Below are 19046 nucleotides of genomic sequence, written 5' to 3'. Positions count from 1 at the left end.
GTCGCCGTGATCAAGAGCTGTCAGGAGTGTTGTCAGGGCTAGTTCCGCATCCGCGGCTGCCCTACTTCGCGCTCCCCGCTCGTTTTCGATCACCTGAGGACTCCCTCTCATGACCGCTTCGGTTGCCACCCCTGTTCTGTCCCGCACCGTCTTCGCCGCGACCGCGCCGACCGTCGCCCCGGCCCCCGCTGCGCCCCTGTCGCTACTGGTCGGCGACTACAAGAAGGCCGTCGCCGAGGGGGCCACCCCGGTGGACGTCCGCTCGCATCGACGACGCCAGATCGACGGCGCACTGTTCGGCGCGCTCGCCATCGACGCCGTCGAGGTCCTCGACCGCCTCACCCCCGGCACCTCCGAGTCGCTGACCGCGGCCCGAACCGACTCCCGCTGGATCCTCGTCAGCGAGGACGGTCACGAGGCCGAGTGGCTGGCCTGGCACCTGCAGGCGCGGGGCGTCCACGGTGCGGTGTTCGTCGTCGGTGGGCATCGCCGGATGCGTCAGGCCAAGGTCAACGGCCGCATCCACCCGGACGAGCTCGCCATGATCTCCGCGCACGAGAGCTGAGCCGGTCCGTACGTCCCTGGCCCGTCCCTGTCGCGGCTGTCACAGCAGGTGCGGCGAGTTGGGAGTCGGTGACCGGCCCCGATAGTGTGCGTGGGGTGAGTGACAGCCCGACCAGTGCCGCTTCCACCGCGGCCGAGAAGACCACGGACGCCGACGACCAGACTCCCGAGCAGCTGCGAATCCGACGCGAGAAGCGCGAGCGCATCCTCTCCGAGGGTCGCGAGGCGTACCCGGTCTCGATTCCGCGCACCCACTCTCTCGGCGAGATCCGCGCCGCCTACCCCGACCTCGAGGCCGGCACCGAGACCGGTCAGCACGTCGGTGTCTCCGGGCGCGTGATCTTCCTGCGCAACAAGGGCAAGCTGTGCTTCGCGACCCTCCAGGAGGGCGACGGCACGCAGCTCCAGGCGATGGTCAGCTTCAACGGCGTCGGCGAGGAAGCGCTGGGCCGCTGGAAGTCCGACGTCGACCTCGGCGACATCGTCTTCATCTCCGGCGAGGTCATCAGCTCGCGCACCGGCGAGCTGTCGGTGATGGCCGATGGCTGGCAAATGGCGTCGAAGTCGTTGCGGCCGTTGCCGGTTGCCCATAAGGACATGAACGAGGAAACCCGGGTGCGTCAGCGCTACGTCGACCTCATCATGCGCCCGGAGGCCCGCGAAACCGCCCGCACCCGCATCAAGGTGATGGCCGAACTCCGTGCGGCACTGGGCCGTCGGGGATTCCTCGAGGTCGAGACCCCGATGCTGCAGACGCTGCACGGCGGTGCCGCGGCGCGCCCGTTCGTCACGCACTCCAACGCCTTCGACATGGACCTGTACCTGCGCATCGCACCGGAGTTGTTCCTCAAGCGCTGCGTGGTCGGCGGCATCGAGCGTGTCTTCGAGATCAACCGCAACTTCCGCAACGAGGGCGCCGACTCCACTCACTCGCCCGAGTTCGCGATGCTGGAGACCTATCAGGCCTACGGTACCTACGACGACTCCGCGAAGATGATCCGCGAACTCGTGCAAGAGGTTTCGCAGGCCGCGCTGGGTACCCAGACCCCGACCATGCCCGACGGTTCGACCTACGACCTGTCCGGCGAGTGGACCTCCCTGGAGATGTACCCGTCGCTGTCGGAGGCGCTCGGCGAGGAGATCGTGCCCGCCGGCAATCCGGACGAGACCACCGTCGAGCAGCTGCTGGCGATCGCCGAGCGTGTCGGCCTGGAGATCCCCAAGGACAAGGGCTACGGCCACGGCAAGCTCGTCGAGGAGCTGTGGGAGCACATGGTCGGCGAGAAGCTGGACCAGCCGGTGTTCGTCCGCGACTTCCCGGTCGAGACCTCTCCACTCGTGCGTTCGCACCGCTCGGTGACCGGCGTCGTCGAGAAGTGGGACCTCTACGTCCGCGGCTTCGAGCTGGCCACCGGGTACTCCGAGCTCGTCGACCCCGTCATCCAGCGCGAACGCTTCGTCGACCAGGCCCGCCTCGCAGCCGCCGGCGACGACGAGGCGATGGTCCTCGACGAGGAGTTCCTCGCCGCGATGGAGTACGGCATGCCCCCGACCACCGGCACCGGCATGGGTATCGACCGCCTCCTGATGGCCCTCACCGGCCTCGGCATCCGCGAGACCATCCTCTTCCCGCTGGTGAAGCCCCGCACCTAGCCGTTTTGGATTTCGTAGAAGTTATGGACGCTATATCCATGTAGCTTCTACGGATTTGTGGGGTGGGGAACCGCGCAGGGTCGGCGTGCGTCTGATGATGCATGCCTCAGGACCTGCGCGCGATGATCGCGGCACATGACGGAGTCTTCGGTACGACGCACCTGCGCGAGTGTGGGATCACAGCGGATGGGGTGCGTCATCGGGTCGCGACGGGGGAGTGGGTTCGCGAGGCGCGTGGCGTGTTCCGCGTTGCCGACCGACTCGTCGACGACCGGATGACCGCGCGACTCGCCGTCCTACGGGCCGGGCCAGGCGCGGCACTCGCCAGCGGATCTGCGGCCTGGTGGCATGGCCTCATCGACGCGGCGCCCGAGTCGGTGACAGTGATCGCGCCCCGTGGACGCCATGGCGATCCCATCGAGGGAGCGAACGTCTGGCACCGGACGCTCGACACCCGAGACCTCACCGAGGTCGACGGCCTCACCGTGACGAGCTGCGAGCTCACGGTCCTCGACGCCGCGGTGGATGTGGGAGTCAAGGTGATGGACTCGGCACTGCTGAAGAAGCGGGTCAAGCTGGCCGACCTCGACGCCGTTCAGCGGCGCAACGCGGGGCGTCGTGGTTCACCGCGTGCCCGCGCCATGCTCGAGGCGATGTCGTCGGGTGCACGGTCGGAGGCCGAGCGCATCACCGTCCGCCTCCTCCGGTCGTCGGGCCTCTGCGGGTGGAAGACCAACGTGCCCGCTTGCGGGTACGTACTCGACATCGCTTTCGAGGCCGAACGTGTCGACATCGAGATCGACGGAATGGCCTTCCATAGCGATGCGAAGGCGTTCCAGCACGACCGGACCCGTCAGAACGTGCTCGTTGCCAACGGTTGGACCGTTCTGCGGTTCACGTGGCGCGACGTCACCACTCGGCCGAACTGGGTGCTCGCGCAGATCCGCACCGCCCTCCGCCTGCGATCGGTAGAAAACACAGGCGCATAGAGCGCATTATCTCTACGAAATCCGTCTAGGGGAGATTGCGCTTGAGGATCTTGCCCGAGGCGTTGCGCGGGAACTCGTCGACGAACACCACCGAGCGGGGCACCTTGAAGTTGGCGAGGTGTTGCTTGGCGAAGGCGATGACCTTCTCCTCGTCGAGTTCGGCGTCCTTGCGGACGGTCAGGTAGGCGCGGCCGACCTCGCCGAGCCGGTCATCGGGGACGCCGACCACGGCCGACTCGGTAACACCGTCGAGGCGGGCGAGGGTCTGCTCGATCTCGGCGGGGTAGACGTTGAATCCGCCGCAGATGTACATGTCCTTGAGCCGGTCGGTGATCTTGAGGTTGCCGTGCTCGTCGATGGTCCCGATGTCGCCGGTGTGCAGCCAACCATCGGCGTCGATGGTCTCTGCGGTGGCCTCCGGGTTGTCGAGGTATCCGAGCATCACCATGTCGCCGCGGGCGAGGACCTCGCCGTTGTCGCCGAGCTTGATCTCCATGCCCTCGAACGCGCGCCCACAGGTGTTGGCGACGGTCTCGTCATCGTCATCGGGCGTGCACGTCGAGACGAAACCGCTGGCCTCGGTCAGTCCGTAGGCCGTGATCACGGTCTCGATGCCGAGTTCTGTCTGGAGTCGTTCGATGAGCACCACCGGAACGATCGACGCCCCGGTGACCACGAGTCGCAGGCTGGAGAGGTCGTAGTCGGAGCGCTTCGGGTCGTCGAGGATGGTCTGGAAGATGGTCGGGGCGCCGGGGAAGACCGTGGCGTGCTGGTCGGAGACGAGCTCCATCGCCTGCTGCGGCGAATACACCGCCAGCGGCAGCATGGTCACGCCGAACAGCACGCTCGGCAGGATGCCTGCCTTGTATCCGAAGGTGTGGAAGTACGGGTTGACCATCAGATAGCGGTCGTCCGGGTTCAGGCCGCCGTTGGAACCCCAGGCGTGCGCGCCGGAAAGCGTCTGCCGGTGGGTGGCCATGACGCCTTTGGACTTTCCGGTGGTGCCGGAGGTGAACAGGATGTCGGAGAGATCGTCGGGGGAGATCGCTTCGGCTCGGCGATCCGCCTCTGTCAGCGCGTCAGCGGTCTCGCGCGTCAGGAAGTCGTCCCAGTCCACCGCGCCGTCGGGGGTCGGCGACCCGCCGGACAGCGGCACCCGGATCACCAGATCCGGCAGCTGGTCGCGGTGGTCGCGTAGCAGCTCGGCCGCGTGGTCGGCGCCCAGGAACTCACCCGACACGACGATCCCGCGCGCGCCGGAGCGTTCGACGATCTCGATGGCCTCGCCCGCGGTGTAGCGGGTGTTCAGGGGGACCAGTGTCGCGCCGGCGTAGTGGACGCCGAGGGCGGCGATCGGCCAGTGGTAGCTGTTCGGCGACCAGATCGCCACGCGGTCGCCCGCCTCGATGCCGGAGGCGATGAGCGATGCGGCGAAGGTGCGCACCGCGTCGTGGATCTGCGACCACGTCAGTTCGAGCTGCCGATCTGTCGAAGGGGCCCACTGCCCGTCGACGATGGCGATACCGTCAGGCCAGCTGCGTGCTGCACGCTGCAACGCGGCCGGCGTCGTCGTCACGGAGAGAGTCCCTGTCCGGGAGGTCTGCGCCATGCGGCCCAACCTAGCACTTGCTTGGTGGGTTATGCTAGCGCCATGACCTCGATCAACCTTGCGGATCGTGGTGTCGACCTGGGTGAATGGGCCAAGTCGACGCCGAACGCCGCCGACGAGTTCGCTGCCGCTGTGCGGTCGTGGCTCGACGAGAACCTCGCGGGCGACTTCGCACATCTGAAGGGACGTGGCGGGCCGGGCAGCGAGCACGAGTTCTTCGCCGAGCGGCTCGAATGGGACCGGCACCTCGCGAGGGCGGGCTGGACCTGCATCGGCTGGCCGACCGAATACGGCGGCCGAGGCGCGACCCTCGAGCAGCGCATCGTCTTCCACCGCGAGTACGCCCGCGCGAACGCGCCCGCCCGCGTGAACCACCTGGGCGAGGAACTCCTCGGGCCGACGCTCATCGAGTACGGCACCGACGAGCAGAAGAAGCGGTTCCTGCCGGGCATCGTCGACGTCACCGAACTCTGGTCGCAGGGTTACTCCGAACCCGGCGCCGGCTCCGACCTCGCGGGCGTCTCGACCACCGCCCGCCTGCAGGAAGGCGGTGACACAGGCGGCAAGTGGATCATCAACGGGCAGAAGATCTGGACCTCGCTCGCCCATGTCGCGCAGTGGGTGTTCGTGATCGCGCGTACCGAGAAGGGGTCGGCGCGGCATGCCGGCCTCAGCTTCCTTCTGGTCCCGCTCGACCAGCCCGGCGTCACCGTGCGACCCATCCAGCAGCTCACCGGCACATCGGAATTCAACGAGGTCTTCTTCGACGACGCGGAGACCGACGCCGACCTGATCGTCGGCGAACCCGGCGACGGCTGGAAGGTCGCCATGGGTCTGCTGCAGTTCGAGCGCGGCGTGTCGACGCTGGGTCAGCAGGTCGGTTTCGCGCGCGAGCTGGAGAACCTCACCGAGGTGGCCCGGGCCAACGGTGCGGTCGACGACCCCGAACTCGCCTCGCGTCTCGCACGCGCCGACATCGGGCTGAAAGTGATGCGCGCACATGCGCAGCGGACACTCGACGGCGACGTGACGAGTCAGGCAGGCGCCGCATCGGTGTCGAAGCTGCTGTGGGCCAACTGGCATCGCGACCTCGGCGAGCTGGCGATGGACGTCGTCGGCGCGCCGACCCTGATCGGACCCGACGCGACCGCGGAGGGGCAGACCAACGACATCGCCGATCCCGAGCACGTCGAACTCGACGAATGGCAACGGCTGTACCTCTTCACCCGTGCCGACACCATCTATGGCGGCTCGAACGAGGTGCAGCGCAACATCATCGCCGAGCGGGTGCTCGGCCTTCCCCGAGAGGCACGCTGAATGACCGCAACGGATGCAGGTACCCAAGTGATCTCACCGCTCGCCACCCCACCCGCCGAAACCCCCGGTCACAACCTGTTGCTGGGCAAGAAGGTCGTCGTCACCGCGGCCGCCGGTACCGGCATCGGCTTCGCCTCCGCGCGTCGTGCGCTCCTCGAAGGCGCCGATGTCCTCGTCTCCGACTGGCACGAACGCCGTCTCGGGGAAGCGGCGGAGAAGCTGGCCGCGGAGTTCCCCGAGCGCACCGTCACCCAGCGCACCTGCAACGTGCAGGAGACCGCCGAGGTCGACGCCCTGATCGTTGACGCCGCAACGCAACTCGGCCGCATCGATGTCCTGGTCAACAACGCCGGACTCGGCGGCGAGACCCCGGTCGCCGAGATGACCGACGAGGAGTGGGACCGCGTCCTCGACATCACGCTGACCGGCACCTTCCGCGCCACCCGAGCCGCACTGCGTTACTTCGGTTCCGTCGAACACAACGGCGTGATCGTCAACAACGCCTCGGTTCTCGGCTGGCGCGCCCAGCGCGGACAGGCCCACTACGCCGCCGCGAAGGCCGGCGTCATGGCGCTGACCCGTTGCTCCGCACTCGAAGCCGCCGACGTGGGCGTGCGCATCAACGCGATCGCGCCGTCGATCGCCAAGCACCCCTTCCTCGCCAAGGTCACCAGCGACGATCTGCTCGACGAGCTCGCCTCCCGCGAGGCGTACGGACGCGCCGCCGAGGTGTGGGAGGTCGCCGCGACCGTCGCCATGCTCGCCAGCGACTACACCACCTATCTCACCGGCGAGGTCGTCTCGATCTCCAGCCAGAGGGCCTGAGTCCAGTTCCTGGACGGCGCCTGACCACGACTTACCCGAAAGACCAAGGAGTACCGCTCATGTCCACACCGCAGGCCTACATCGTCGACGCGATCCGCACCCCGGTCGGCAAGCGCAACGGCTCGCTCGCCAAGGCCCACCCCGCCGACCTCGGCGCCCACATCATCTCCGCGCTCGTCGAGCGCACCGGCATCGACCCGGCCGCCGTCGACGACGTCGTCTTCGGCTGCCTGGACACCATCGGCGGTCAGGCCGGAAACGTCGCCCGCACCGCATGGCTCGCCGCCGGTCTGCCGCTCGAGGTGCCCGGCACAACCGTCGACCGCCAGTGCGGATCGAGTCAGCAGGCCATCCACTTCGCCGCGCAGGGCGTCATGAGCGGCACGCAGGACATCGTCGTCGCCGGCGGCCTGCAGAACATGAGTGCGATCCCGATCTCGCAGGCCATGATCTCCGGCAAGGAGTTCGGATTCACCACGCCCACAGCCGAATCCAAGGGCTGGCAGGAACGCTTCGGTGATTCGCAGATCTCGCAGTTCGTTGGTGCCGACATGATGGCCGAGAAGTGGGACATCAGCCGCGAGGACATGGAGCGCTGGGCTCTGCAGTCGCACGAGCGCGCCCGGGCCGCGATCGCCGCCGGCAAGTTCGACAAGGAGAACGTCGCATTCGGTGACTGCGTCGTCGACGAATGCCCGCGCGAGACGTCGTTGGAGAAGATGGCCGGCCTGCAGGTCCTCGCCGAGGGCTCGCGCCTCACCGCCGCCGTCGCCTCGCAGATCGCCGACGGCGCGTCGGCCACGCTCGTGGTCTCCGAACGCGCCCTCAAGGAACACAACCTGACCCCGCGCGCCCGCATCCACCACATGTCGGTCCGTGGCGACGACCCGGTGATGATGCTGTCCGCACCGATCCCCGCCACCAAGCACGCGCTCGACAAGACCGGCCTGTCGATCGACGACATCGACGTCGTCGAGATCAACGAGGCCTTCGCTCCGGTCGTGCTCGCCTGGCTCAAGGAGACCGGCGCCGACCCGGCCAAGGTCAACCCCAACGGCGGAGCCATCGCCCTCGGCCACCCGCTCGGTGCCACCGGCGCCAAGCTGTTCGCCACCCTGCTCAACGAACTCGAGCGCACCGGCGGCCGCTACGGCCTCCAGACGATGTGTGAGGGCGGCGGGACCGCCAACGTCACGATCATCGAACGGCTCGGCTGAGATAGGCGGTCAGCCGCGGGTGTGAGGGCGGCGGGACCGTCAACGTCACGATCATCGAACGGCTCAGCTGATTGCCAGCGCGAACTGACACGTTCCAACCGAAAGGTCGGGACCTCCCCGGACATCCTCTCGGGCGAGGTCTCGACCTATCGCCGTACCGGTCGTACCCTTCTGGCAACCGACGTGCCCACATGCACGTGTGATCTGGCGCATACTATGGTGTGGGACAAGCGGACTTTTTTGTTTCAAAGTCCACATCGCCGCACGTCCGACCTGCAGCAAGAACTACCTGAGGGGATCTCGATGACAAAGCCTGCTGAGCACACCAGCACCGGGGCGCCGATCGCAAAGCGCGGCGTCTCGTCCGAAGAGCACACACTGACCGAGCTCGTCGAGATCCAGCGGGCCGCGTTCCTCCGTGACGGCATCCCCGACGCCGACACCCGCATCGACCGCATCACCCGTCTGGCCGCGCTACTGCTCGACCACTCGGACGAGATCGCCGCGGCGCTCACCGAGGACTACGGTTCGCGTCCGCGCGAGCTGTCGCTGGCCGCCGACGTCGCCGGCTGCATGATCGACCTCACGCACCAGCGTCGTGGCGTCAAAGAGTGGATGGGCGAGACCAAGTACGCCAAGGTCCAGGGCCTGCTGGGGTACAAGCAGAGCGTCCGCCACGACCCGCTCGGCGTCGTCGGCATCATGGGTCCCTGGAACTTCCCGCTGCAGCTGACGATCGTCCCCGCCGGATCGGCTTTCGCCGCGGGTAACCGCGTGATCCTGCGCCCGTCGTCGATCACCGCGAGGACCACCGACGTCATCGCCAAGTACGCGCCGGACTACTTCTCCATCGAGGAACTGGCTGTCGCCACCTCGAAGCACGGTTCGGGCTCGGACTTCGCGAAGCTGAAGGTCGACCACATGTTCTTCACCGGTTCGCCCGAGGTCGGCGCCTCGGTGGCCCAGGAGGCCGCCAAGAACCTGATCCCGGTCACCCTGGAACTCGGTGGCAAGAACCCGGCCGTGGTCGACCTCGACGCCGACATCGACAAGGCCGCGAAGATGCTCGCCGACGCCCGCCTGGTCAACGGCGGCCAGGTGTGCCTGTGCCCCGATTACGTCTTCGTCCCGGAGGCCAAGCTCGGCGAGTTCACCGACAAGGTCGTCGCCCGCTGGACCGAGCACTTCCCGACGATCTACGACAACGACCAGTACACCGCGACGATCAACCAGAAGAACTTCGATCGCATCGTCGGCCTCATCGACGACGCCGTCGAGCTGGGCGCCGAGAAACGCCAGGTCATCCCCGGCGGCGAGCCGCTGCCGAACGCCGAGCGTCGCAAGATCCCGCCGACGCTGCTCACCGGCGTCAAGGCCGGCATGAAGATCGAGGAGGACGAGGTCTTCGGTCCGGTGCTGACTGTGTACCCGTACCGTGAGCTGTCCGAGGTCATCAGCCACATCGCGTCGCACCCGCATCCGCTGACCATGTACTGGTGCGGCGATCGCAACGACCGCTTCGAGAAGCTGGCCGACAACACCCGCAGCGGTTCGATCAACGGCAACGACTTCGCCATCCACCTGTTCAGCGGTGACCTGCCGTTCGGTGGCGTCGGACGTTCCGGCATGGGCGGTTACCACGGCAAGACCGGCTTCGAGACCTTCAGCCACGCCCGCGCGGTCGCGTTCTCGACGCTGCCGCTCACCGTCGCCGAGATGATGTCCCCGCCGTTCCTGGCCAAGGACTCGAAGATGACCGATCAGCAGCTCAAACTGTTCAAGTTCTTCAACTCCCGCGCGATCAAGAAGGTGCGCAAGCGCCTGGGCGCGTGACACCGCCGCGCATGACCTGCGCATAGCAACTCCGCTTGGCCGGGTTCGTCGTACGACGTACCCGGCCAAGCGCTTGCTAGGGTGATGGGCAGACTCTCCAGGAGGATGCGTGTCCCCACGTGGCCAGACGAAGACCAATGACAAAGCCGGCGCCGACACCGCCGTCCGTTCGTCGCGCCGCGACGAGTTGCTCGCCACCGCCGGGCGGATGTTCGCCGAGAACGGCCTGCGTTCGACGACGGTTCGCGACATCGCCGACGCCGCGGGAATCCTGTCGGGAAGCCTCTATCACCACTTCGACTCGAAGGAGTCGATGGTCGACGAGATCCTGCGCCGATTCCTCGACGACCTGTTCGCCCGCTACCGCGAGATCGCCGGAGCGGGACTCCCGGCAAGCGAGACGCTCCGCGGGCTCGTCGTGGCGTCGTTCGAGTCCATCGACGCGGAACGCAACGCGGTCGCGATCTACCAGGACGAGGCCAAGCGGCTGTCGGGGCAGGAGCGCTTCGGCTACATCGGCGAGCTGAACGTCGAGTTCCGCCAGCTGTGGCACGCGGTCCTGCAGCGTGGTGTCGACGACGGTGAGTTCCGTCCGGATCTCGATGTCGAACTGGTCTACCGCTTCATGCGCGACACCGTGTGGGTGGCCGTGCGCTGGTACCGCCCGGGAGGTCCGATGACCGTCGAGTCGATCGCCGACCAATATCTGTCGATAGTCCTGGACGGCATCCTGCCCCGCCGACCGCAGTAAGTTAGGGTACCTTTTCCTACGGCGGCCGGCGGCCGATAAGGTGCGGCTATGACAATTGGCGGAACACAAGTGGCCGCACCTGCGCCGACTCCGGAGCCCGGGGACGCGCCCGACGATCCGAAGGCCGCGCGGATCAAGGCCCGTGCGGAGGCCAAGGCCAAGGCGGCGGCTCTCGCCGATGTGCTGGCACCGGTGAAGACGCGCACCGTTCTCGCCCAGTTCGTCCAGATCTTCGCCTCGGCGGCCACGGTAGTGCCCTTCATCGGCATCGTCGAACTCGGTCGCACGCTGCTGGCGTCGGGACCCACCGACACCGGCCGCGTGTGGTTGGTCGTGTGGCTCGTCGTCGGCGGGCTCGCGGCGCGGGCCCTGTTCGCGTTCCTCGCGCTGGCGATCACCCACTTCGCCGACCTCGACCTCCAGGCACAACTCCGAATCCGCATCGCCGACAAGCTGGGTCGGCTCCCGCTCGGCTGGTTCAGCCGCACCAGTTCCGGTGCGGTGCGCAAATCGGTGCAGAACGACGTCGCGGACCTGCACTACCTGGTCGCCCATGCCCAGGTCGAGGCGACCGCGGCGGTCCTGTCGCCGATCTTCGCGCTGATCTACTGCTTCGTCCTCGACTGGCGACTCGGTCTGCTCGCGCTGGCCACCGTGCCGCTGTACGCCCTGACCTACTCCTACATGGCGCGTGACCTGACCGCCGAGATGGAGAAGATGGACAAGGGTGTGGCCCGGATCAGCGCCACCATCGTCGAGTTCATCGCCGGCGTCGCGGTGGTCAAGACGTTCGGGCAGACCGGAAAGGCCCACCGTCGCTTTATCGATGCCGCCGACGAGTTCAACGACGACTTCGCCGGCTACATGGGCCCGATGCTGCGCGTGCAGGCCATCACGACGGTCCTGATCTCCGCTCCGCTGATCCTGCTGGTCAACCTCGGTGTCGGCTACTGGTTCGTCGACAAGGGCTGGGTCACGCCGATCGAGCTGGTCGGTTCGACGCTGATCGCGATGATCCTGCCGACTGCGCTGCTCACCGTCTCGACGGCGGTCCACACCCGTCAGCAGGCCTCGGCTGCGGCACTGCGCATCGCCGACCTGCTCGCCGAACCCGAACTGACCATCCCCGAGAACCCACAGGTCCCCGCCGGCCACGACGTGCGAATCGACAACGTGCACTTCACCTATCCGCCGCGTCTCGGCGTGCCGTCCGGGGTGAAGGCGCTCGACGGCGTCAGCGTCGAACTCGCCGAAGGCACCGTGACCGCGCTGGTCGGGCCGTCGGGCAGCGGCAAGTCGACGCTGGCGACCCTGCTGCCGCGTTTCGGCGATCCCGACTCCGGATCGGTGCGCATCGGCGGCGTCGACGTCCGCGACATCGCTCCCACCGAGCTCTACCGCCACGTCGGCTTCGTGTTGCAGGACGTGCAGCTGCTGACGATGTCTGTCCGGGACAACATCCGTCTCGGTCGGCCCGAGGCCACCGAGGAGCAGGTCCACGACGCCGCTCGTGCGGCCCAGATCCACGAGCGCATCCTGGAACTGCCCGACGGTTACGACACCGTCGTCGGCGACGGTGCACACTTCTCCGGCGGTGAGGCGCAACGCGTCTCGATCGCTCGCGCACTGCTCGCGGACACCCCGATCCTCGTTCTCGACGAGGCGACCGCCTTCGCCGACCCGGAGTCGGAGGCGCAGATCCAGCAGGCCATCGGTGCGCTGATGGTCGGGCGGACGGTTCTGGTCATCGCACACCGGCTCGGTTCGATCACCCACGCGGACAACATCGTCGTGCTGGACCGCGGGCGCGTCGTCGAACAGGGACGTCAGGACGAGCTGGTCGCCAACGGCGGTCTGTACGCGTCGATGTGGGCCAGTTACGAGGCCGGCACCACCCGGCAGGACGAGAAGATCGCGCTCGGCGTGGTCGGAAGTGACGAGGTGGCGCGATGATCCGCGGTTTCTACACGATCCTGGGTTCCGAGCGCGCCCGGATGGTCGTCTTCCTGAGTTGGGTCGTCCTCTACGGCGTCGCCCAGGGACTCGCGATGCTCACGCTCGTCCCGATCACCGAGAACCTCCTCGACGGTGACCTCTCGGCCGCCGCGAAGTGGTTGTGGCCGTTGGCCGTTCTGGTGTTGATCTGCACGGTCAGCGCCTACGTCCAGTCCCTCAAGGGCATGACGATGGCCCTGTACGCGATGCGTATGCTGCATCACCGGCTCGGCGATCACATGGTGACGCTGCCTCTCGGCTGGTTCACCCGCGAACGCATCGGCGACGTCTCGCAGATCGCCGTCAAGGGAACGATGTTCGTCGGCAGTACCGGTGCGCACTACATCACGCCGGTCGTCGTGAACACGGTCAGCTCGGTGGTCGTGGTGATCGGGATCTGCCTGTTCGACTGGCGCATCGGCCTGCTGATGGTCGCTGGAACGCTGGTTCTCATGTACATCGGCAAACTGTCCAGCCGGTTCCTGGCGAAGGCCGAGCGCCGCAAGCGGGCCGAGGCCGTGAAGGTCAACAACCGGGTGCTGGAGTACGCGCGTTGCCAGGCGGTGTTGCGTGCCTTCGGCGCCGCCGACTCCGCTCACGCACCGCTGGCCGAGGCGCTCGGTCAGCAAGCGCGCGTGGGCAAGTCGATGCTCTGGCGATCGATCCTCGGCATCCTGCTCAACGGCCTGTCGGTCCAGGTCGTGTTCAGCGCGGTCCTCGCCCTCGGTGCCTGGCTCGCGGTGGCCGGCCACATCGAGCCTGCCCTGCTCGTCGCGGTGTTCGGACTCGCGGCCCGCTTCTTCGGCCCGATCGGCGAACTCGCCGAGCTCGGTTCGACGCTGCGCATGTCGACCGACGAGATCAACCGCATCACCGGTGTCCTCGACACCGACCGCATGCCCGTCCCGGATCAGCCGAAGCCGATCACCGAGCCGGGCGCGGTCGAACTGTCCCACGTCGCTTTCGGTTACGAGAACGGCACTCCGGTGCTGCGGGACGTGTCCGTGCGGGCGCAGCCGGGCACGATGACCGCACTCGTCGGACCGTCCGGTTCGGGCAAATCGACCATCTTCCGGCTGATCGCCCGGTTCTACGACGTCGACGGCGGTTCGGTGAAGGTCGGGGGCACCGATGTCCGCGACCAGGAGACCGGCGCACTGATGGGCCAGCTGTCGCAGGTCTTCCAGGACGTCTACCTCTTCGACGACACCCTCTGGGAGAACATCAAACTCGGTCGCCCCGACGCCACCGACGACGAGATCCGCGCGGCTGCCGAGACCGCCGGCGTCACGTCCATCGTCGAGCGTCTGCCCGATGGCTGGCAGACCGTGGTCGGCGAAGGCGGGTCGGCCCTGTCCGGTGGTGAGCGCCAACGTGTCTCGATCGCACGCGCGCTGCTCAAGGACGCCCCGATCGTGCTCTTCGACGAGGCGACATCCGCCCTCGACCCGGAGAACGAGGCGCACGTCGCGGAATCCATCCGCCGCCTCGCCGACCGCAGCACCGTGCTCGTCATCGCGCACAAGCTGTCGACCGTGACCGCCGCCGACCAGATCGTCGTCCTCGACGACGCGGGCGGCGTCGACGACATCGGCACCCACGACGAATTGCTCAGCCGCGGTGGCCGTTACATGGAGTTCTGGAACCAGCGCACCGCAGCCGCCGGCTGGACGCTCACGGCGGCGAAGTAGCCCGACCCTCGCTGCCTGAGGTGCGAGGAGCGAAAGCGACGAGCCACGAAGGCCTGCTGACATGACGTCGGCGGCCCTTCGTGGCTCGCTCCGCTCGCACCTCAGGCAGCAGAGGGGTGGCCCGAAGTAGCGATTCTGCTCAACCCAGCGACCCGAGCGTCTTCAACCGCTCGTGGGCCTGGTGCATGATCGACTGGATCAGCTCGTCGCAGCTGGGCAGGTCCTCGATCATGCCGACGACCTGACCCGAGGCGAGGACACCCGCGCGGGTGTCGCCCTCGACGAGACCGGCCTTCAGCAGCATCGGGGTGTTCCCGGCCATGATGACCTGCTGCCACGTGCGTTCGCCCGACTTCTTCATCGTGCGACCGTCTCTGAGCATGGTGGTCCAGCGCATGCCGGTCATCTGCTTGAACTCGTTGGCATTTCGCGCGGCGGCGAACAGCGCCTTCACCGGGCTGCCGCTCTCGAGTGCCTCGACGAGCGGGGTACGCAGCACGCGGTGGGGCATACCGTCGACCTTCACCGAGACGACGGTGTCGTTGAGCCCGCGCTGCAGATACTCGTGCTTGACCGAGTCGGGGACCGCGCTGTCCGACGTCAGCAGGAAGCGGGTACCCATCGCGACGCCCTGGGCGCCGTAGGCGAGCGCCGCGGCCAGTCCGCGACCGTCGAAGAAGCCGCCGGCCGCGACGACCGGCATGTCGATGTTCTTGGCTGCCAGGGCATCGAGCACCGACGGCAGCAGCAGGGTGGTCGCGACCGGGCCGGTGTGGCCGCCGCCCTCGCCGCCCTGCACGATGACGGCGTCCGCGCCCCACGACGCGACCTTCACCGCGTGCTTGGCCGCGCCGATCGACGGGATCACGACGATGCCGTGGTCCTTGAGTTTCGCGATCAACTCGGGCTTCGGGGCGAGCGCGAACGACGCGACCTTGACGCCTTCACGGATCAGGAGATCGATCCGTTCCGGTGCGTCGGTGGCGTCGGCACGCATGTTCACACCGAAAGGCTTGCTGGTCAACGACTTTGTCTTGGCGATGGCCGCCTCGAGCTCGCCGTAGGTCATCGTCGCCGACGCCAGGATGCCGAGACCGCCGGCGTTCGACGTCGCCGAGGTCAGCGACGGCCCGGACACCCAGCCCATACCGGTCTGCACGATCGGGTACTCGATCCCGACGAGTTCGGTGAACGAGGTGGACAGGCCCGCAGCCCTGGCCGGACTCATCGGACTTCCTTGTTGCGAACGCCCCTGGGATCGAGCACGTCTCGGATCAGGCTCAGTTCCTCGGCGGTGGGCTGCCGCGTCTCCGGCGCGTCGGCCAGACCCTCGATCTCGAAGCCGGTGTTCTCTGCGACCTCGTCGGCGGTGACCCCCGGATGCAGCGACAGCGCGCGCATCGTGTGATCCGCCCCGCCGAAGTCGAAGACGCCCAGATTGGTGACGACGCGGTGGATGTCGAGATCGTCGAACGCCGGGTTGGCCGGGTCGACCTTGTCGAAGCCGACGCCGGAGACGATGTCCACCGAGTCTCCGAAGACCCGGGCGGAGTGGCGGGGCACCCAGTAGCTCGTCGGGTGGTTGATCGTGTTGCCGGGCGCGCCGCGCACACCGAACATCTGGCGTGTCGGCTTCTGCAGCGGGCCGAACGCGGAGAGGTTCTGATTGCCGTACCGGTCGATCTGGTTGGCGCCCATGACCACGTGGCGACGGCCCGACGCCACGACGTCGAATACCTTGCGGAACGGCATCCAGCCCTCGATGGGGCCCGACTTGCCGATGCCCGGGGTGTCGGCGAAGATCAGCGCCTCGCCGTCGGTGATCAGCAGGTCTGGTTCGGTGGTGAGGCGCGCCAGGCGGGCTCCCAGCAGGGGCACCGGCGCCATCGGCGACGCCATGATCTCGCCTGCACCGGAGAAGATGTCGGCACACGAGATGACGCAGTACTCGGCACGACCCACTTCTGCGGGGGCCTGGCTCTCGACGGTGCTCACTGTCCGTCCTCCTTCTGCTCGTCCTGCCATGCGCTGACCTCGCGCTGGTAGGTCTCCTCGTCGACCTGGAGGAACCTGCGGGAGAATGCCTCCCAGGTGTCGGGTTCCTTGGCGCTGGCGACGTAGAACTGCTGGAACTTCTCATCCCGCCCGTAGTCAGCTGTGACATTGGGCCCGCTCGCTGCGCTCCCGGCACCCGCGAAGGTGAAGTGGGCGCCGTTGGGCGTGTGCACCACCCGGTCGACGTTCATCCGGTTCAGCAGGAGTCGCTGATGCGGAACGGTTTTCACGAGCACCTCGGTCGACACGAGCTGGTCGGTCTCCAGGTAGCGGCGCTCGGCGGCCGCGCAGTAGAGGTCGTCGAAGTACGGGTCGACGCCGGTGTAGGCGGCGTTGCCGTGGGCGTCGGCGAGATCGAGGTGGACGAAGGCGGCGTCGAGCTTCAGCGCGGGCATCGCGATCAGCGTCTGGGTCCGGCCGTCGGCATCAGGGTAGGGCGACTGGACCGTCTTGAGTTCACCTTCCCAGAACTTCAGGACGTCGGAGCCGAGTCCGGCGCGGATCGGGAGGAACGGTAGACGGGCGGCCGCGGCCTCGAGGCCGCACTTGACCATGCCCTCGTCCATCTCGCGCACCTCGATCTCGCCGTTGGTGCGTGCCTTGGCGAACCACGGGTCGTAGAAGGGGGCGGAGTCGAGGGAGACGAATCCGTAGTAGGCGCGACGCACCTTGCCTGCGGCGCAGAGTAATCCGAGGTCGGGGCCACCGTAGGTCACGACCGTGAGGTCCTTGACGTCCGAGCGGGCGATCGCGCGGACCAGTGCCATCGGCTTGCGGCGCGAACCCCAGCCGCCGATGCCGATGGTCATGCCGTCGCGGAGTTCAGCGACGACGTCGTCGAGGGTGCTTGTCTTGTCGGTCGGCATCTCAGGCGTGTCCTCCGTTGTCAGAAGCGTTCGAGGCGAGGGGCTTACCGGTCGAGACGAAGGCGTCGCGATGTTCGTCGGCGACGCCGGCCAGGTTCAGCTCGAAGGTGAAGCCCTGTTCGAGGCGGTAACTGGCCTTCACGTCGACCGGGTCGATGTGGTTGATGGCCTCCTTGGCCGCCCGGATGACCCGGGTGTCCTTGGCGGCGATGGCCTCGGCGACCTCGAGCGCGGCGTCGAGGAGCTCCTCGCGGGGCACGACGCGGTACACCGAACCGAAATGCTCGAGCTGCTGGGCCGTCACGTTCTTCGCGGTGAAGTAGAGGGTGCGCATCATGTGCTGCGGCACCAGGCGGGCGAGATGTGTTGCTGCACCGAGTGCTCCGCGATCGACCTCGGGAAGGCCGAAGACCGCGTCGTCGGAGGCGACGATGACGTCGGCGTTGCCGACCAGGCCGATGCCGCCGCCGACGCAGAAGCCGTTGACCGCGACGATCACCGGGACCGCACAGTCGTAGACGGCGCCGAAGGCCGCCGCACATCCGCGGTTGGCGCCGATCAGGGCGTCGAAGCCCTCGGTGGCCTGCATCTCCTTGATGTCGACGCCGGCGTTGAAGCCGCGTCCTTCGGCGCGCAACACCACGACATGCGTCGCCGGGTCGACGCCGGCTGCGGTGACCGCATCGGCGAGTTCGAACCACGCCGCCGATGGCAGCGCGTTGACCGGCGGGTAGTCGACCGTGATGGTCACGATGCCGGATTCGGTACGTGTCGTGGTGATCGGCACGCGTGCTCCTCTCGTGGCTGCCTTGGCAACCTCGTGGGCTGCGCAAGCATTGAACCAAGCAAGTGCTTGGTTGTTTGGTAGGGTAGCACCCATGCAGACGCAGTCACAGGCCGAGCTGGGCCTGGTCGGGAAGGTTGTCCTGGTCACCGGAGGCGCGCGCGGCGTCGGGGCGGGTATCACCCGGGTGCTCTCGTGCCTGGGTGCCCGTCCGGTGATCTGCGGTCGCAACGCCGACAGCCTGGCCGACGACCTCCGCGAGTTCGATTTCTTCTCCTGCGACGTCCGCGACGCCGCCGCCGTCGAGGCGATGGTCGACGGCATCGTCGGCCGGGCCGGACGCCTCGACGGGGTGGTCAACAACGCCGGTGGGTCGCCCTTCGCGCTGGCCGCCGACGCCTCGGTCCGCTTCGCGAGCAAGATCGTCGACCTCAACCTCCTGGCGCCGCTCGCCGTGGCCAAGGCGGCGAACGCGGTCATGCAGACGCAGCCGGACGGTGGCGCGATCGTCAACGTCTCGAGCGTCAGCGGGCACCGACCCTCGCCGGGCACCTCGGCCTACGGTGCGGCGAAGGCCGGCCTCGACAACCTGATGACCTCGCTGGCCGTGGAATGGGCCCCGAAGGTGCGGGTCAACTCCGTCGTCGCCGGACCCGTCGAGACCGAACAGTCGCACCTCCACTACGGAGACGATGCCGGGGTCGCGGCCGTCGGCGCCACCATCCCGCTGGGCCGGATGGCGACGCCCGTCGACGTCGGGAACGCCGTTGCCTTCCTGCTCTCGCCGCTCGCCGGTTACATCAGCGGTTCGACGCTCACCGTGCACGGCGGGGGCGAGAAGCCCGCGTTCCTCGACGCCGCGACCGCCGGCAATGCCGTTTGATTCATCTGATCCAC

At 67.7% G+C, this 19046-nt stretch carries 16 protein-coding genes; 11 read left to right on the top strand and 5 right to left on the bottom strand.

Annotation, left to right across the window (positions count from 1 at the left end; all coding sequences use genetic code 11):
- The first annotated feature begins 109 nt into the window (after positions 1–109).
- From PWF70_RS19950 to PWF70_RS19940, 3 genes are all read left to right on the top strand, one after another.
- Positions 110–565 (top strand): rhodanese-like domain-containing protein, encoded by a 456-nt coding sequence (locus tag PWF70_RS19950; RefSeq protein WP_286352748.1) that lies wholly within the window; start codon positions 110–112, stop codon positions 563–565.
- 95 nt (positions 566–660) lie between these two features.
- Positions 661–2217: a lysine--tRNA ligase gene (gene lysS / locus PWF70_RS19945; protein ID WP_051989281.1), complete on the top strand. Its 1557-nt coding sequence runs from the start codon at positions 661–663 to the stop codon at positions 2215–2217.
- 101 nt (positions 2218–2318) lie between these two features.
- Positions 2319–3206, top strand: a complete 888-nt coding sequence (locus PWF70_RS19940; RefSeq protein ID WP_154884653.1) for a type IV toxin-antitoxin system AbiEi family antitoxin domain-containing protein — start codon at positions 2319–2321, stop codon at positions 3204–3206.
- Between the two features lie 25 nt (positions 3207–3231).
- Here the strand turns inward: PWF70_RS19940 and PWF70_RS19935 are convergent, their stop codons facing one another.
- Complete coding sequence (locus PWF70_RS19935) at positions 3232–4815, bottom strand: FadD3 family acyl-CoA ligase (protein WP_286352747.1); 1584 nt, start codon at positions 4813–4815, stop codon at positions 3232–3234.
- A 42-nt stretch (positions 4816–4857) separates the two neighbouring features.
- On the opposite strand from PWF70_RS19935, the gene PWF70_RS19930 reads away from it, so the two are divergent.
- The 7 genes from PWF70_RS19930 (at position 4858) to PWF70_RS19900 (ending at position 14444) form a co-directional block, all read left to right on the top strand.
- Positions 4858–6132 carry an acyl-CoA dehydrogenase family protein gene (locus PWF70_RS19930; RefSeq protein ID WP_286352746.1) on the top strand — a complete coding sequence of 425 codons (1275 nt, stop codon included), beginning with the start codon at positions 4858–4860 and terminating at the stop codon, positions 6130–6132.
- Entirely contained in the window at positions 6133–6957 is an 825-nt protein-coding gene (locus tag PWF70_RS19925; RefSeq protein WP_286352745.1) for an SDR family oxidoreductase, read from the top strand.
- 59 nt (positions 6958–7016) lie between these two features.
- Complete coding sequence (locus PWF70_RS19920; RefSeq protein WP_286352744.1) at positions 7017–8174, top strand: acetyl-CoA C-acetyltransferase; 1158 nt, start codon at positions 7017–7019, stop codon at positions 8172–8174.
- A gap of 303 nt (positions 8175–8477) precedes the next feature.
- Positions 8478–10007, top strand: coding sequence for an aldehyde dehydrogenase family protein (locus PWF70_RS19915; RefSeq protein ID WP_005197786.1), 1530 nt, complete (start codon positions 8478–8480; stop codon positions 10005–10007).
- Between the two features lie 109 nt (positions 10008–10116).
- Complete coding sequence (locus tag PWF70_RS19910) at positions 10117–10758, top strand: TetR/AcrR family transcriptional regulator (protein ID WP_286352743.1); 642 nt, start codon at positions 10117–10119, stop codon at positions 10756–10758.
- Between the two features lie 48 nt (positions 10759–10806).
- On the top strand, positions 10807–12711 hold the full coding sequence (locus PWF70_RS19905) for an ABC transporter ATP-binding protein (protein ID WP_286352742.1): 1905 nt from the start codon (positions 10807–10809) through the stop codon (positions 12709–12711).
- Complete coding sequence (locus tag PWF70_RS19900; RefSeq protein WP_006360707.1) at positions 12708–14444, top strand: ABC transporter ATP-binding protein; 1737 nt, start codon at positions 12708–12710, stop codon at positions 14442–14444. The genes PWF70_RS19905 and PWF70_RS19900 overlap by 4 nt, the downstream gene beginning before the upstream one ends.
- A gap of 139 nt (positions 14445–14583) precedes the next feature.
- Here PWF70_RS19900 and PWF70_RS19895 read toward each other — a convergent pair whose 3' ends face one another.
- Genes PWF70_RS19895 through echA20 form a run of 4 tightly spaced genes read right to left on the bottom strand, consistent with a single transcriptional unit; the run spans position 14584 to position 18152 of the window.
- Positions 14584–15672, bottom strand: a complete 1089-nt coding sequence (locus PWF70_RS19895) for an NAD(P)H-dependent flavin oxidoreductase (protein WP_006360706.1) — start codon at positions 15670–15672, stop codon at positions 14584–14586.
- Positions 15669–16469: a CoA-transferase subunit beta gene (locus PWF70_RS19890; protein WP_373278722.1), complete on the bottom strand. Its 801-nt coding sequence runs from the start codon at positions 16467–16469 to the stop codon at positions 15669–15671. Before PWF70_RS19890 ends, PWF70_RS19895 begins: the two co-directional genes overlap by 4 nt.
- Complete coding sequence (locus PWF70_RS19885; protein WP_006360704.1) at positions 16436–17365, bottom strand: CoA transferase subunit A; 930 nt, start codon at positions 17363–17365, stop codon at positions 16436–16438. Before PWF70_RS19885 ends, PWF70_RS19890 begins: the two co-directional genes overlap by 34 nt.
- Before the next feature lies 1 nt (position 17366).
- Complete coding sequence (echA20, locus tag PWF70_RS19880) at positions 17367–18152, bottom strand: (7aS)-7a-methyl-1,5-dioxo-2,3,5,6,7,7a-hexahydro-1H-indene-carboxyl-CoA hydrolase (RefSeq protein WP_006360703.1); 786 nt, start codon at positions 18150–18152, stop codon at positions 17367–17369.
- A 91-nt stretch (positions 18153–18243) separates the two neighbouring features.
- Here echA20 and PWF70_RS19875 point away from each other — a divergent pair, with 91 nt between their 5' ends.
- On the top strand, positions 18244–19032 hold the full coding sequence (locus PWF70_RS19875) for an SDR family oxidoreductase (protein WP_006360702.1): 789 nt from the start codon (positions 18244–18246) through the stop codon (positions 19030–19032).
- The last annotated feature ends 14 nt before the right edge of the window (positions 19033–19046 follow it).

Origin of the sequence: Gordonia sp. Swx-4 (assembly GCF_030316175.1) — a bacterium.
In the GTDB taxonomy this organism is placed as follows: domain Bacteria; phylum Actinomycetota; class Actinomycetes; order Mycobacteriales; family Mycobacteriaceae; genus Gordonia; species Gordonia alkanivorans.
Note: the sequence above shows the minus strand (reverse complement) of the source record. Positions and strands in the feature narration are given on the sequence as shown.